Annotated in this window: 14 protein-coding genes, 1 tRNA gene and 1 other RNA gene; 4 read left to right on the forward strand and 12 right to left on the reverse strand. The window is 36.8% G+C overall.

The window, feature by feature from the left end:
- Positions 1-64 precede the first annotated feature (64 nt).
- From DX009_RS03375 to DX009_RS03385, 3 genes are all read left to right on the forward strand, one after another.
- Positions 65-526 (forward strand): helix-turn-helix domain-containing protein, encoded by a 462-nt coding sequence (locus tag DX009_RS03375; RefSeq protein ID WP_040595657.1) that lies wholly within the window; start codon positions 65-67, stop codon positions 524-526.
- Between the two features lie 433 nt (positions 527-959).
- Positions 960-1733 (forward strand): dihydroorotate dehydrogenase electron transfer subunit, encoded by a 774-nt coding sequence (locus tag DX009_RS03380; RefSeq protein ID WP_006045369.1) that lies wholly within the window; start codon positions 960-962, stop codon positions 1731-1733.
- 68 nt (positions 1734-1801) lie between these two features.
- Positions 1802-2710: a dihydroorotate dehydrogenase gene (locus tag DX009_RS03385; protein ID WP_115083007.1), complete on the forward strand. Its 909-nt coding sequence runs from the start codon at positions 1802-1804 to the stop codon at positions 2708-2710.
- 183 nt (positions 2711-2893) lie between these two features.
- Here DX009_RS03385 and DX009_RS03390 read toward each other — a convergent pair whose 3' ends face one another.
- From DX009_RS03390 to rnpB, 10 genes are all read right to left on the reverse strand, one after another.
- On the reverse strand, positions 2894-3337 hold the full coding sequence (locus tag DX009_RS03390; RefSeq protein WP_115083008.1) for an SMI1/KNR4 family protein: 444 nt from the start codon (positions 3335-3337) through the stop codon (positions 2894-2896).
- Between the two features lie 72 nt (positions 3338-3409).
- Entirely contained in the window at positions 3410-4117 is a 708-nt protein-coding gene (locus DX009_RS03395; RefSeq protein WP_115083009.1) for a hypothetical protein, read from the reverse strand.
- A 98-nt stretch (positions 4118-4215) separates the two neighbouring features.
- Entirely contained in the window at positions 4216-4617 is a 402-nt protein-coding gene (locus DX009_RS03400; protein WP_115083010.1) for a thymidylate kinase, read from the reverse strand.
- A gap of 367 nt (positions 4618-4984) precedes the next feature.
- Entirely contained in the window at positions 4985-6073 is a 1089-nt protein-coding gene (gene aroC, locus DX009_RS03405; protein WP_115083011.1) for a chorismate synthase, read from the reverse strand.
- Between the two features lie 56 nt (positions 6074-6129).
- The gene (locus DX009_RS03410; protein WP_006045363.1) at positions 6130-6741 is read right to left on the reverse strand and encodes an FKBP-type peptidyl-prolyl cis-trans isomerase; all 612 of its coding nucleotides are present in this window, start codon (positions 6739-6741) and stop codon (positions 6130-6132) included.
- Between the two features lie 703 nt (positions 6742-7444).
- Positions 7445-7515: transfer RNA gene (locus tag DX009_RS13280), tRNA-Cys, on the reverse strand.
- A gap of 104 nt (positions 7516-7619) precedes the next feature.
- Positions 7620-7793 carry a FeoB-associated Cys-rich membrane protein gene (locus DX009_RS03415; protein WP_115083012.1) on the reverse strand — a complete coding sequence of 58 codons (174 nt, stop codon included), beginning with the start codon at positions 7791-7793 and terminating at the stop codon, positions 7620-7622.
- A gap of 17 nt (positions 7794-7810) precedes the next feature.
- Positions 7811-8218 (reverse strand): YkvA family protein, encoded by a 408-nt coding sequence (locus DX009_RS03420; RefSeq protein ID WP_115083013.1) that lies wholly within the window; start codon positions 8216-8218, stop codon positions 7811-7813.
- Between the two features lie 53 nt (positions 8219-8271).
- Complete coding sequence (locus DX009_RS03425) at positions 8272-8694, reverse strand: hypothetical protein (RefSeq protein WP_115083802.1); 423 nt, start codon at positions 8692-8694, stop codon at positions 8272-8274.
- A gap of 126 nt (positions 8695-8820) precedes the next feature.
- Positions 8821-9203: RNase P RNA component class A (rnpB, locus tag DX009_RS03430), an RNA gene on the reverse strand.
- A gap of 252 nt (positions 9204-9455) precedes the next feature.
- Here rnpB and DX009_RS03435 point away from each other — a divergent pair.
- Positions 9456-11783 carry a TonB-dependent receptor domain-containing protein gene (locus DX009_RS03435; RefSeq protein ID WP_115083803.1) on the forward strand — a complete coding sequence of 776 codons (2328 nt, stop codon included), beginning with the start codon at positions 9456-9458 and terminating at the stop codon, positions 11781-11783.
- Positions 11784-12414: 631 nt separating this feature from the next.
- Here DX009_RS03435 and DX009_RS03440 read toward each other — a convergent pair.
- The gene (locus tag DX009_RS03440) at positions 12415-12738 is read right to left on the reverse strand and encodes a hypothetical protein (protein ID WP_006045358.1); all 324 of its coding nucleotides are present in this window, start codon (positions 12736-12738) and stop codon (positions 12415-12417) included.
- A gap of 64 nt (positions 12739-12802) precedes the next feature.
- Positions 12803-13981 (reverse strand): radical SAM family heme chaperone HemW, encoded by a 1179-nt coding sequence (gene hemW, locus DX009_RS03445; RefSeq protein ID WP_115083014.1) that lies wholly within the window; start codon positions 13979-13981, stop codon positions 12803-12805.
- Between the last annotated feature and the right edge of the window lie 108 nt (positions 13982-14089).

Below are 14089 nucleotides of genomic sequence, written 5' to 3' on the forward strand. Positions count from 1 at the left end.
TTGTTTTACCTTTGTAAAATCATTAAAAATACCCTGAATGGGTAGAATTTGGTACAGACAACTTATGAAAGATAGAATAAAACGCCTAATGGAGAGTCAGCACATGACTCAACAAACATTTGCAGACTTCATTGGAATTTCGTCTGCTTCGCTTAGTAGTATCTTTAATGGACGAACAAAACCCACATTAAATACTGTTGAAGCTATAAAAGGAAAATTTCCTAAAATTAGCCTCGATTGGCTTATGTATGGAACAGAACCTATGTTTAATGATGAAGCAACTGAAGCTAAAAACGAATCTAATATGGACGCTTTACCTACAAACTTAAATCTATTTAATGATATTCCTCCAGCTCCTTCAGTTTCGTCTATAAATGAATCTCAGAACAGTAGAAATGTTTCTCCTCAAACAAAGGATATCATCAAAACAGAGGTGAAATATATTGACAAACCACAACGTAATATTACCGAAATACGTATCTTTTTCGATGACCAAACGTGGGAAACATTTGTACCTAAAAAATGATTTTCTGCTCTAAAAATTAACATTTCATTTTCGCTATCTATAACTGCTTTCTACAGTTTAGCTCCTTTTGATATCTTAAATCATAGAGGAGCTTTATTTTTTTTATTCAGTGTCTTTATCCCATTAATTCTTTGACGAAGAGTTTTAGTATCTTTAGAATTTCAATTTTTTATTCATATATTTAAGGATAAATATGTAATATTATTATGCATAATAATTCAATATGCCATATAGTTTTATCTCTTTTATCTTACATTATTATATATACTATTACTAATTTTATGGAATAATACAAAGGCAATAATTCTTTTGCTTTTGTTTCACTTGTATAATTCTCTCTTATAGATTTTTTTTACTTGCTAAAAGCAATATAAATAGTAGATAGCTGTAGTTTTTTGTGTATCTTTGCAACGAGATTTCCTATAATATCATTATGAAACAAAAGTTTATTCTCGATTTAAAAGTAGTATCTACAGAACGTTTAAACAAACGTAATGTACTAATAAAGCTCACTCACGATACGAAATTGCCCGATATGTTACCTGGTCAATTTGTAGAAATACGTGTTGATGGTTCATCTTCAACTTATCTTCGTCGCCCTATCTCTATAAATTTTGTTGATAAGCTACGTAACGAATTATGGTTACTTGTAGCCGAAGTTGGAAATGGAACACAAACAATAGCTGCTGTTAAGTCTGGAGATACGCTTAATTGTGTATTTCCTTTGGGCAATGGTTTTACTTATCCAGCATCTTTATCCGACAAAGTTTTACTTATAGGTGGTGGTGTTGGTGTTGCGCCTTTACTTTATTTTGGAAAACTTTGTAAAGAACGCGGCATATCAGTAACCTTTTTGTTGGGTGCTCGTACAGCTTCTGATTTATTAGAATTAGATGAATTTAGAAAATATGGAGAAACTTTTGTTACAACAGAAGACGGTTCTATGGGCGAAAAAGGCTATGTTACCAATCATTCTATATTGAGTAAATATCATTTCAATCAAATTTCTACTTGTGGTCCTAAACCTATGATGGTTTCTGTAGCAAAGTACGCACAAGCAAATAATATTCGTTGTGAAGCTTCTTTAGAAAATCTTATGGCATGCGGATTAGGTGCATGTCTTTGTTGTGTTGAGAAAACATCGAAAGGTAATCTTTGTGTTTGTACAGAAGGACCAGTATTCGATGTAAATAAATTATTATGGTGAATATGCCTTTAATGATAGTTTTAGGTGTTACATATAAAATATAGCGAATTAATAAATAGACAGAAGTAATGGCAGATTTAAGAATTAAGATTGGTAATTTGCGATTAAAGAATCCAGTAATGACCGCCAGTGGAACCTTTGGTTATGGTATTGAGTTTAAAGATTTTGTTCCTTTAGACCAACTTGGAGGTATTATCGTTAAAGGAACCACCCTTAATCCGCGTGAAGGTAACGATTATCCTCGAATGGTAGAAACTGCTATGGGTATGCTTAATTGTGTTGGACTACAAAATAAAGGTGTTGATTATTTTATTGAACACATTTACCCAGAAGTCAGCAATATAGATACTAATATTATTGTGAATGTTAGTGGCAACTCTCCAGAAACTTATGCAAAAGCTGCAGAAAAATTAAATGCACTCGATAAAATTCCTGCTATTGAACTAAATATATCATGTCCGAATGTTAAAGAAGGAGGAATGGCGTTTGGAGTAACTTGTTCTGGAGCTTCTACTATAGTTCGTGAAGTTCGTAAACATTACCATAAAACTCTTATCGTGAAGCTTTCGCCTAACGTAACAGATATTGCAAGTATAGCTCGTTCGTGCGAAGATGAAGGAGCCGATGCTGTTTCGCTCATAAATACTCTTATGGGAATGTCTATTGATATTGAGAAGCGTGCCCATCGTCTTAGTATTCGCACTGGTGGATTAAGTGGTCCAGCTGTAAAACCAGTAGCTCTTCGTATGGTTTACGATGTTGCTCATGCCGTTAAAATACCAGTTATAGGACTTGGTGGTATTTCTACAGCTGCTGATGCAATAGAATTTTTAATGGCAGGTGCAACTGCAATACAAATTGGTACTGCTAATTTTGTAGATCCACAAGTTACGTTAAAAGTGCGTAATGGCATTAACGAGTGGTTAGAAAACCATAGTTGCAAGTCGATAAATGAAATCATTGGTTGTGTAGAATAACGATCACTTCTGCTTGATTCTTTTGTTTTTTAGCGAGGAATGATATCTTATTCATATAAATATGGCGTCATATTTTAGTAGATATGGCGCCATATTTTTTATTCCGTCCAATTATATTGGTGTGTTATACATATAAAAGATGTGTTCCTAATTTGGGCTTATTGCTGTTGAATGAAAAAGGAACTAATCTTCTACTTTTACTAAGTTCTCAACAAATTCGCTATAACTTTCTGCCAAATATTCAACGCAGTCTTCAGTAAATTCTCCTAAATCCATAAACAATAAAACGATATTTCCCGACTGTAAATCTATGGCAAAGTAGTTTCCTCCCCAATCAACTGCAAATGGTAAGTAGTGAGATGGAACGTTTACTGAAGTAAGTTTTGCATAGCTCTTCTCTATTTTCATCTCTCCTAAGTCATCGCTATAATACTTTATTGGGAGGTAAAAACTAATCTCGTAGCCTTCTTCTTCATCTTCTGTATCGCAGAAAAGCGACTTTTCAGGTACTCCTCCATTAAAAGTTATGTATTGAGAAATAAAGTCTTGAGGTAACTTGTATCCTGTTATTTGTTCAAGATTTGCTATATCTTCTTGTACAATTGCTTTTGCTGTCTTTGTGAACATATTTGTTTCTTATTGATTAAAAAGAATATTATTTAATGTTGCTTTCTGCTTCAAAACAAACAGTTGTTATTGCTATTCGAGCGTTTGCTCCATAAAATTTAAACCTGTTATTTTCGCTTCTTTTAAGTAGTTGATAAGTCTTTCTGAGAAGAATAACCCAACTGTTGATACTTTCAAAATGTCAAAATCGTATTTCTTGGCAAGGAAAATGTGGTGCATTTCTGTGAACTTATTCTCTCGATTTTTATATTCTTCAAATGAACAATACTTTAAACGTTCCCTTGAGATAGAGTCTATAATGATGCTTTTCGTATAATCTATCTGTTCAAGAGGAATGCAAGGGAAAGCTAAAAGATAATAATTCTTTGCAATGGAGAACTCAGGAATGCTCACTTGAATTTCTGAATGTAAGGGCAATTTGAATAGTTCTAGCACATTTTTAGTCTCTTCAGAAACAATAAAGTCGAGCATTCCAAAAGAGTTGTCCGTCATATTCGATATGAAATCTGTTTCCTTTACTCGCTTTTTAGTTTTATAATATACAATCTGTCCAATCTTGGAAACATCAATTATAGGAAAGTCTTGTATACTCGTATTAAACCTTCCTTCCCACAAGCACCTACAATATTCCATAAGGTAGTTTCTGTCTGCTGTATTAACAAAGGAACACTGCGTTTTCTTTAGTCGTATTTCAACTTGATTGGTAACACCGTCTGTTATCCCAGTTATAGAACTTTCTATTGACGGACACACTCTGAAATACCTTTTGTAATTTTCCATTTATTTGCTATTGGCTTGTTAGTTCTTTCCTAAAGAAAAGGAATAAATACGAATCTTGCAGAATAATGTTCTATAAAACATAATTCATTTGAATGTTGTTAGTTTACTATTTCGTCCCAATAATGCGGACTATAAACCGTTACAGTTCTATCTCCTTCATCTTCTTGAAACCCACTAAAGGCAACACCTATGCTATCAAATATCGTGAAACCATATTTATGTATGCACGAATGGCTTTCATTCAGCTTATCAATTATATTTGAGTAGCTGAATAAATCGTATTCATCGTAATACAATTCAACATCTTTATTTTCTATAACAGAAATCTCCACCAACTTATTATCTTTGAAAACTAAAGATAAATTGTCTAAGTATAGTTTTGTTAAACCATTATTGTCTACTCGTTTAAAGTTGCTTTTTATTTTGCTTAAAATGTCTTCCAGTAGGCATCCAAATTTATATTCGTTTACACCCTTATATGGCTTTATTATGTATTCCATCTTTTTAATTTTCTACTGCAGATAAATTCTATATAGCGATGCAAATATACTCAATATTTTTGTAACCTTGTGAATTTATCGTTTAGTATTATTCTTATTCTCTATTTTAGTTGTTTTCACAACAAAAATCCACAGTCTCTTTTCTTTCTGTTTAGCCAAAATGATATGATGTAATAGTGTTTATTTTCTAAAAAAAATTTGAGAGCGTTCAACCGAACGCTCTCAACCAACACAAAAACTAAACTAGACTTAACTAAAAGTTTCCGCACTATTTTCTCAAACAGTTACGAAATATGTTACAAATTTACGATAAAATAATTACAAAAAATATTTCTGCTGTATAAAATTTGCTTTTTACCGTAATATATTATATTCTTTTGGAATTATTGACTAATATTGCATCTAATATAGTCATTGCAGTCATTGCTTCAACAATAGGAACGGCTCTTGGAAGTACACAAGGATCATGTCGCCCTTGTACGGTTATTAACTGTTTATTTCCTTTGAAATCTACTGTTTCTTGTTCCATTCGCAAAGTAGCTATTGGTTTAAAAGCCACTCTAAAGAAGATATCCTCTCCGTTACTTATGCCCCCTTGTATACCTCCACTGTGGTTTGTTTGTATTGCTATTTTGCTATTTTCGTTTTCTACTTCTTGTATAAAACAATCGTTTTGTTGGCTTCCTCTCCATGTACTTCCGTCGAAACCTTCGCCATACTCAAAGCCTTTGGCTGCATTTATGCTTAGCATTGCCGCACCAAGTTGTGCATGTAGCTTGCCAAATTCGGGTTCTCCTAATCCTATTGGACATCCTTTTACCACACAGGTAATTATTCCACCTATAGTATCGCCTTCGCTTTTCACAGTAGCAATTAGGTCTTCCATTTCCTTTGCCTTTGCTTCATCGGGGCATCTCACAGCGTTTTTCTCTGCCAAAGACAGGTCGTACCTTTTGTAATCTCTTTCTAATGCTATGTTACCTACCTGCGATGTGTAAGCTTGTATGCTTATGTTGTATTTTCTAAGCACAAGTTTAGCCAATGCGCCTGCCACAACTCTTGAAAGCGTAATACGTGCCGAAGCTCGTCCTCCACCTCTATAGTCGCGTATACCATACTTCTTATAATAAGTATAATCGGCGTGCGATGGTCTGAAGAGTGTACTTATATTCTTATAATCTTTCGGTTGTTGTTTTTCATTTCTAACCACAAAACCAATTGGTGCACCAGTTGATTTACCTTCAAAAATTCCACTTAGTAACTCTACCTTGTCGGTTTCTTTTCTCTCCGTAGTTATTTTGCTTTGTCCTGGTTTACGTCTATTCAGTTCGTTCTGAATAAAATCGATATCAATATCTATACCAGGAGGCATACCATCTATAATGCCTCCTATTGCAATTCCATGACTTTCGCCAAAGGTAGTTAAAGTATAAAGTGTTCCAAACGTATTAGGCATATAGCCATTCTTCTCGTTCGTGTTTTGTTATATATGGTTATAATATTTTTTGAGTTTTAGTTGCCACAACAACAGCAGCCTTCGCCATTGCTTTCGTCACTTCCGTTACAGCCGCATTGGTTATTTTCGTCTCCTTCTCCTTTGTGGCAACCACAATGTCCGTTGCAATGGTGGCTATTAAGCTTCTCAAAAAATTCTTTTACTTCTTCATCAGTAGCCTCACGATTTTCAATAATGTGTCCTTTAAATCTTAATTCTTTTCCTGCCAAAGGGTGGTTAAGGTCAACTTTAACTTTATCTTCCGTTATATCAATAACGCGAGCAATAAAACGTTGTCCTTCCTGATTTTGCAAAGGGATAGTTGCTCCGATATAGACATTACTACTATCGAATTCTCCTCCTTGTGAAAATACCTCTTTATTAAGGTCTAACACATTTTCTTCGTTATAGTCTCCATAGGCTTCTCCTTTGGCTAAATCGAATGAGAAATCCTCTCCTACAGGTGTTTTTATTGCAATTTCTTCGAATTGGGGTAGTGCCATTTCGCACCCTGTATAGAATGTTAGCGGACGATTTTCTTCTGTTTTCTCTATCAGAACCTCGTTTCCGTATTCCATACTGTATAGTTCGTATTTTGTAGAAATAAATCTATGTGTTTTATTTTCCATTATTATTATAGTGTTATTTTTGTTTATTTGCAAAGATACTATTTATTTATGATAAACCTACCAACTGTTTGTTGTTTTTTTACTTGTACTGTATTTCTATCCCGAGCAAAGTTTTCGGCTTACTTTATAACTTTGTTTCTGTTTTTCGTTTTATGTACAAAAGATAGAACATAATTCTGTAAATGTTTCCTGTCTGTATACGTATTATAGATTCTTAGTAAAAAAACAGATAGAAAGCTTATAACCAATGCCCACTGTTTATTCATAAATCTACTAAAAAGTCTCAGACGTTTAGGAAAATCAGTTACATGTAGATACCTTTATTTTAGATATCTATCACGTTCGTCTCAGATATCTGTCGCGTTCGTTTCAGATATCTGTCAGTTGCGTCTTAGATATCTGTTATTTACGAATTAGATATCATAACAAACTACAACCTTTATAATTTTATATTCTAATACCTAAAAGATATTTTTTTAGATAATAATAACGAACACCTTTGTTCTATAGCGTTTTTATTTTGTTAGTATTATAAGTGTTTTAATTTCAGTATGTTACTTTATGTTTACTTGTGTGCTGAAGGAAGCAGTTACAATTGTTTTCTTTTTTATAGTATCTTTATATTTTTTCTACTCAGTCCAAAGAGTGTACTTCGGTAGTGAACAATAAAAAAGTCCGAAGGAGTATCTCCTTCGGACTTTTGAGGTGCCTAGCAGAATCGAACTGCTCTACACGGTTTTGCAGACCGTTACCTAACCGACCGGCCCAGGCACCCAATAATTAGTCGACAAGATTAATGCAATGCCTTAATCCGTGTGCAAAAGTAATAAGAAATATTTGTTTGACCAAATTTTTTGTAGACTATTGCAAAAAATAATTTACCTTCTTTCGTATTTATATGTTGTCTTTTTACGCATCATTTGCTCCTTAATAGCACAGCCGGGGCACCCTCCGCAGGCGTTTCTAGATACCTTTATTGTTCTGATTAACATACGAATAGCGTATGCTGTTGCTATAGCTATTACTATGGTTACAATAGTATATTGTATCATTATATATATCCTTTCTTTTATATGGGCTGATCCTCCACTCTATCTGTAAATAGGTTTTCGGTCGCCTTCATTTCATCTTTATCGAACCATTGCGACAGTTTGTTTTTTGCCTTTTGTTTTGTTTCTTCGTCTATATTGCTCCAAACCTTTTGTAACACATATATCAGTACACCGAGATCGTCGCCCAATCCGGCAAGCGGAATAGCATCTGGAATAAAATCGAGTGGGGTTATTAGATAGCCTAATGCCCCTATAATAATGGCTTTATCTTTTATAGACATTTTGTTACTATCTATAGAGTAATACAATATCAATGCAGCATAAACCAGTTTAGCTCCAGCTCGTTTTGCTATGCGATGTATTTTCTCAATAAATCCATTTTCTGTGAATTTCTCTTTGTATTTGCTTAAATCTGGTATTTCCATATATTTCCTTTGTTGTTACAAATATAAACTAAGCACATAGTATGCCAAAAAGGTTAGAAACGCATCACCTTTTCTACGTATGCAGCGGCTTCAGGATAGTCTCTTTTTGCACGTTTTACCTTGTTGCGCACAATGGTTTTCATAACAATACGATAAATTACGAAGAGCACCAGACCAATGGCAACGCCCATAAGTGCAACTTGATAGCCTTTTACTGGTAGCGATTCTTCAGAAAAACCTGACAGTATTATGATAGGCAATGCTATCAGAAAACCTGCAATGGTGTATCGCGTACGTTCTGTTCCTTCAGTGTCGAGTGCAGCTTGGTGGTCAAAAAGATAATCGTCTAACTCCTGTTGGCTCAGCTTTTCTTCCATTTGTGGAAAACCTGGGTCGTCCTTATGATTTCTAATTTTGTTCTCAACTTGATGTTGGAAATCGTCTAATATGTATCTGTAGTCTTGAACTTCTTCCATAAGATATAAAGAATAGTACGGTAATTTGTCTTTTCTGCCATACAGCTTGGTGGCTGTTAAAGCAGACATTCTCCTTTTTTCATAGCTCAACTCCCTCCCCACAGAGGGGGAGGCAGCGAGTATGTGTAAAGCAGCACTCCTATAAGCCGGGTCTTGTTTCCTTATTGTCTTTCGGCAAGTAAGGACGCCTGTCATTTATCTAACCGTAGGGTCGCCCCATACGTTTTAGCGTTCTACCCTCCGTTGTGCCTTATTTGGCTCGGGCGAGTAACCCTCAAACAACGGTTTACATGAACTTGCAGCTCCTGAACGGTACAGCCACGCAGTCGCCTACGTGCTGGTAGTCTCTTACACTACCTTCTCACCCTTACCTCGTTTTTAAAGGCGGTTGTTTTCTTCTACCTACATCTACTGTTGCCAATAGCTTTCATTTTCGGAAGCAGGATACTCTTTGCTGCCCGGACTTTCCTCTCGTGTTTGCAACACCAGCGACAGTGCCGAAGTGCTGCCTTATGTTGCAAAGGTAACGCAAATATGCTAAACGCCAAAGCATAGCTTTATATTTTTTGTTAATATAGGCTCTTATAAGAGTAATGTGTAACTTTAAAATAAGTTTGGAAAGTAGCTTGCGCATTACACAAAAGTGTAAAAATACGCAGTGAAATGGAAAGTCTATTCGTTTTTTTTAATAAATAATTGTTCTTTTCTTACCTTTGCAGGCAAAAGAAATAATAACGTCAGACAATGAAACGAAATATGTTATGAAAAAGTTTTATGCCATTTTTACAGCCTTGACACTGTTTTCTACTGTAGCAAAGGCGCAGCAAACCATTCGTGGGTGGATAACCGATGAGCAGCGTTTACCTATTGAGTATGCCAACGTTATTGCACTTTCCGTGCGCGACTCATCGCTCGTTACGGGCGCAGTTACCGACAATGCGGGTAAGTTTCTGCTTACTTTGCCTGCCAATAGCAACCAAGTATTTCTACGTGTATCGGGTATTGGTTACGAGCAACGCAATGTGTTTCTGCCTCTTATTGCCGATACTTTGCAGTTGAAAGCAGAATCAGAAACAAAAACAATGGAAGGCGTAACTGTTACAGCGCAACGTCCTAAGATGGCTATACGAAACGATGCTCTTGTTACAACCATCATTGGTTCGTCGTTAGCTAAGGCTGGTTCGGGCAACGATGTGCTTAAGCGCATTCCGCTGTTGAGTGGTAAAGAAGGCAGCTATTCTGTTATAGGTAGAGGAGCAGCAGTTATCTATATAAACAACAGAAAGATAACCGACGCCACTGAGATAGAACGTCTTAACTCGTCGGACATTAAGGACATTGAGGTAATAACCAATCCGGGAGCTCGTTACGATGCCACGGTGAGTGCCGTTATCCGCATTCACACGGTGCGTAAGGTGGGCGACGGCTTCGGTTTCGATGCACGCACGTCGGCTTATTATTGGGAAAACTGGGACACTAACAATCAGCTTAATATGTATTATCGCCGCAATGGCTTGGAACTGACAGCTGGTTCGGCTTACGAACTCGATAATACTTACGACAATCAGACCACTACCAATGAGGTACAGGCAGCTAATTTGTGGACCAACAAGTGGATTAAAAAGGCTAAATACCGCAATACACACAACAACTATACGTTTTCGGCAGCCTACGAGTTCAGTGCCAACCACTCTGTTGGTGCGCGTTTCTTCACCAATTTGCTTGTTGGTGCAAACAATGGGTCGGGTATATTCTCTACCGATGTGCTAAAAAATAATGTGCTATTCGACCATATAGAATCTCAAATTAGTGGTAACTCTACTGCCATTCCTAACAAAAGTCTCTCGGCTTACTACGTTGGAAAGGTAGGAAAGATAGATATAGATTTCAATACAGACTACTATTATGGTAGAGAAACTGAATACCGCATAACCACAGAGCAAAGTGCCAACTACGCCAATCGCACGGTAACATCGGCAGGAATACACACAAACAAGTTCTTTGCAACAAAGCTGGTGCTCTCTCACCCGTTGTTTGGCGGTAGCCTGTCGGTTGGAAACGAGAACACTTTCACTAATCACGAACAAAATTATGTTAATCAAGAAAACGTGGTTCCCAGCACAGCATCAACCATTAAGGAACGCAATAACGCTTTCTTCTTCGAATATAGCCGACCCACACCCATTGGTCAGCTTATGGCAGGATTGCGCTACGAGCACGTAAATTCTGATTATTACGAACAAGGAGTGTATAGTCCGGCACACAGCCGTACCTACAACCAGTGGTTCCCATCGCTCACTTTCGCAACAAGAATAAAGGAAGTAGGCTTGCAACTCTCTTATTCGGCAAAGACATCGCGCCCCTCTTATAGGCAATTGGGTACAAACGTAGAGTATATGAACCGCTTTACGCGTCAGAGTGGTAACCCTACACTGAAGCCAGAAACACTACACAACATTACGCTTGTGAGTAGTTGGAACTGGTTTACCTTTGTAGCCAACTACACACAGACACACAACAAAATTATGTATTGGAACGAACAAGAAAGCACTGATGAGAATATAACCAACGTGCGTTACCGCAATTTCAAAAGGTTTCCTGCCTTAACACTGAGCCTTACCGCTGCACCGAGAATGGGAGTATGGTCGCCACAACTCACATTGTTTTGCATAAAGCAATGGTTCGACATAGAGCGTTTGGGCAGCAAGTTAGATTTAAGTAAGCCTGTGTGGGGAATACAGTGGGACAATTCGTTTGAGTTCAGGCACGATTGGACTGCCGAAGCCAACTTGAAACTTACTTCTAAGGGTATGACAGAGAATGCTAAACTTACCAGAAACAACTGTACGTTTGACTTCTCTGTAAGAAAAGCGTTCCTGAACGACCGCCTTTCTGTTACTGTAGGCGTAAACGATCTGTTCAATCGCTCTGCTAAGCAATTGTTGCTTTATACGAATAACTTAAGCATAGATACAAAACAAGAATTAGATAGCCGAGAATTCTATGTTACTTTGCGCTATAAATTCAACACGGCACGTAGCAAATATAAAGGCACAGGAGCAGGAGAGAGCGAGCGCAAACGATTTTGAGTGAACACGATGCATAATTGAAACAGAAAATAAGGCAGACTCTAAAAAGTATCTTTGTTAGATATCTAGAGTCTGCCTTTTGTTTGTTTCATAATATTTTGGTGGCGTTAGTGTTCTGTAGAAAAAACATAGAGGAAAGTTCGGAAAAGAAAGCGATTATACTTTATTCCATTCTAATATAACAAAGGCTATAGATATATGTTGCTACTAAACAATTTATAAGAAGCCTGAATTAAAACAATGAGAATAAAAGATTTTATATTCTTCATCTGAATAAATATCCTTCAGGTGTTATAATATAAGTTCATAAAAATTCTGATATTCTATGATGTTTAAAGTTCAATCTATGGATGTTCGAAGCTACATCTATGGATACACGAGGCTACATCTATGGATATACGAAGCTATATCTATGGATATACGAAGCTCAATCTATAGATATCTGAAACGCAATTGACAGATATCTGAGACAAGCGTGACAGATATCTGAAACAAGCGTGACAGATATCTGAAAGAAAAGTAAGTAATATCTAATAGTATTTCCTAACAAATTGCAGTATTCTATTAGATTGCTAAGTAACCAATGGAGCTGTTTACAATTCCCTTATCTAATTTATAGCTGAGTGGGCAGTTAGTGTAAGGAAGATTTGTATTGTGCTTTTACTCGTTGCTCCACTTCTTCAAGAGTTTTGCTGCTGCTTAGTCTGCCTTTTATGAGACGGAAGCCGTACCAGACGATGACCATTCCGAGTGCTGCAAGGAGGAATGTCCATACGTTGCCAAGGTTAAAACCCTGTATAAACTTTTCGCAGATAACAAATCCGCCAATAGAAACAAGGTAATCGAGCCAACTCGACGATGTGTAGCTTTTGCTTATGCGTTGATATTCTTCGTCGTTTGCGAGTAGTTGTTGGCGGTTAGCTTGCCAAAGCTGTTCAAATTCCTGTTCTGTCATAAATGTAAGTTTCTGTTTGTTCTATGTGCAAAGGTAATGAAAAAAAATGTTTTACTGTGTAGTTTTAAACATACATTAATTCACTCATAACAAAGTCGCTTACGTAAATACCATTGCGTGTGAGGTGTAGATGATTATTGGTAATGGCGAGCAACCCTTGTGAAACGAGTGGGGCAGAGGCTTTTGCAATGTGCTCTTTGTAAGGCGACGATAAAGCAGAAAGGTCGATGCCACTTCGCGTACGTAAGGCAGTTGTAACTATATCGTCGTAGTGTGTGTTGGCATCAATAGGTTCTACTTCGTAGACGGGGCGGTTGTTTGTAATACCATCAATGTATTTTTGTAAGTCGTCTATGTTCCAGCGGCGTGTGGAAAGGTTGTAGCTGTGTGCCGATGCGCCTATGCCAAGATAAGGTTTATTAGACCAATAAGCACTATTGTGGCGCGAACGGAAAGGAGAAACCGCAGAATGAGTAAGTTTGGCAAAGTTGCTTATTTCATATTGCTCGTAGTTGGCGATAGCAAGGCGTTCGATAAGAGAGTCGTACATTGAGCGATAAAGTTCCTCGTCCATATCCTTTACTAAGCCTTTTTGCAGAAGTTGGTAGAGTGGAGTGCCCTCTTCGTACATCAGGCTGTAAGCCGAAATATGTTCAACGTTTAAGGCAATGGCTTTATCAATGTCGAGTTGCCATTGTTCTATGGTTTCGTTAGGAAAGCCAAACATAAGGTCGATGGAAATATTCTCTATTCCTACACAGCGCAGACGCTCAATAGCAGTTCGTACATCGGAAGCTTTATGACGTCGGCGGAGAAACTTTAATCGTTCGTCCGAGAAAGTCTGTGCACCCATCGATATGCGATTGATAGGCAAGTGTCTGAGGTTTTCGGCAAATTCGGTAGTAATATCATCAGGGTTACACTCCAAAGATATTTCCATATCGCTGTAGTTTAACATTCTGTCGGCATAGTTATCGGCAATACAGCAGAATATCTTCTCAATGTGGCAAGCCTGCAATTGCGATGGTGTACCACCTCCGAAGTAAATTGTTTCAATGCGTTCAGCAGTGTTAGAATATTCTCCGAAAAGGTAATTCTTTTCTGTTACGGCTTCTTTGCATAATGCATCTACATACAAATCCATCGTATTTGCTTTCTCAGCGTGTGGTGTTATGGTAGAATAAAAGCCACAATAAATGCATCGGCTTGCACAAAAAGGAATATGGAAATAAAGTCCTGCCATATATTATATAAGGTGATAAGCTTTGAAACGAATTATTTCAGTGCAAAATTAATAATTTCTTTTAATACTTTTATTATTTGTAGCGAATAGTTTGGTTAGATAAAATAA

The sequence above is a fragment of the Prevotella pallens genome (assembly GCF_900454935.1).
Lineage (GTDB): Bacteria > Bacteroidota > Bacteroidia > Bacteroidales > Bacteroidaceae > Prevotella > Prevotella pallens.

Bases quoted from the DNA above. Each gene is read 5' to 3' on its own strand.
- DX009_RS03375 (WP_040595657.1), top strand. From the start codon at position 65: ATGAAAGATAGAATAAAACGCCTAATGGAGAGTCAGCACATGACTCAA.
- DX009_RS03380 (WP_006045369.1), top strand. From the start codon at position 960: ATGAAACAAAAGTTTATTCTCGATTTAAAAGTAGTATCTACAGAACGT.
- DX009_RS03385 (WP_115083007.1), top strand. From the start codon at position 1,802: ATGGCAGATTTAAGAATTAAGATTGGTAATTTGCGATTAAAGAATCCA.
- DX009_RS03390 (WP_115083008.1), bottom strand. From the start codon at position 3,337: ATGTTCACAAAGACAGCAAAAGCAATTGTACAAGAAGATATAGCAAAT.
- DX009_RS03395 (WP_115083009.1), bottom strand. From the start codon at position 4,117: ATGGAAAATTACAAAAGGTATTTCAGAGTGTGTCCGTCAATAGAAAGT.
- DX009_RS03400 (WP_115083010.1), bottom strand. From the start codon at position 4,617: ATGGAATACATAATAAAGCCATATAAGGGTGTAAACGAATATAAATTT.
- aroC (WP_115083011.1), bottom strand. From the start codon at position 6,073: ATGCCTAATACGTTTGGAACACTTTATACTTTAACTACCTTTGGCGAA.
- DX009_RS03410 (WP_006045363.1), bottom strand. From the start codon at position 6,741: ATGGAAAATAAAACACATAGATTTATTTCTACAAAATACGAACTATAC.
- DX009_RS03415 (WP_115083012.1), bottom strand. From the start codon at position 7,793: ATGATACAATATACTATTGTAACCATAGTAATAGCTATAGCAACAGCA.
- DX009_RS03420 (WP_115083013.1), bottom strand. From the start codon at position 8,218: ATGGAAATACCAGATTTAAGCAAATACAAAGAGAAATTCACAGAAAAT.
- DX009_RS03425 (WP_115083802.1), bottom strand. From the start codon at position 8,694: ATGGAAGAAGTTCAAGACTACAGATACATATTAGACGATTTCCAACAT.
- DX009_RS03435 (WP_115083803.1), top strand. From the start codon at position 9,456: ATGAAAAAGTTTTATGCCATTTTTACAGCCTTGACACTGTTTTCTACT.
- DX009_RS03440 (WP_006045358.1), bottom strand. From the start codon at position 12,738: ATGACAGAACAGGAATTTGAACAGCTTTGGCAAGCTAACCGCCAACAA.
- hemW (WP_115083014.1), bottom strand. From the start codon at position 13,981: ATGGCAGGACTTTATTTCCATATTCCTTTTTGTGCAAGCCGATGCATT.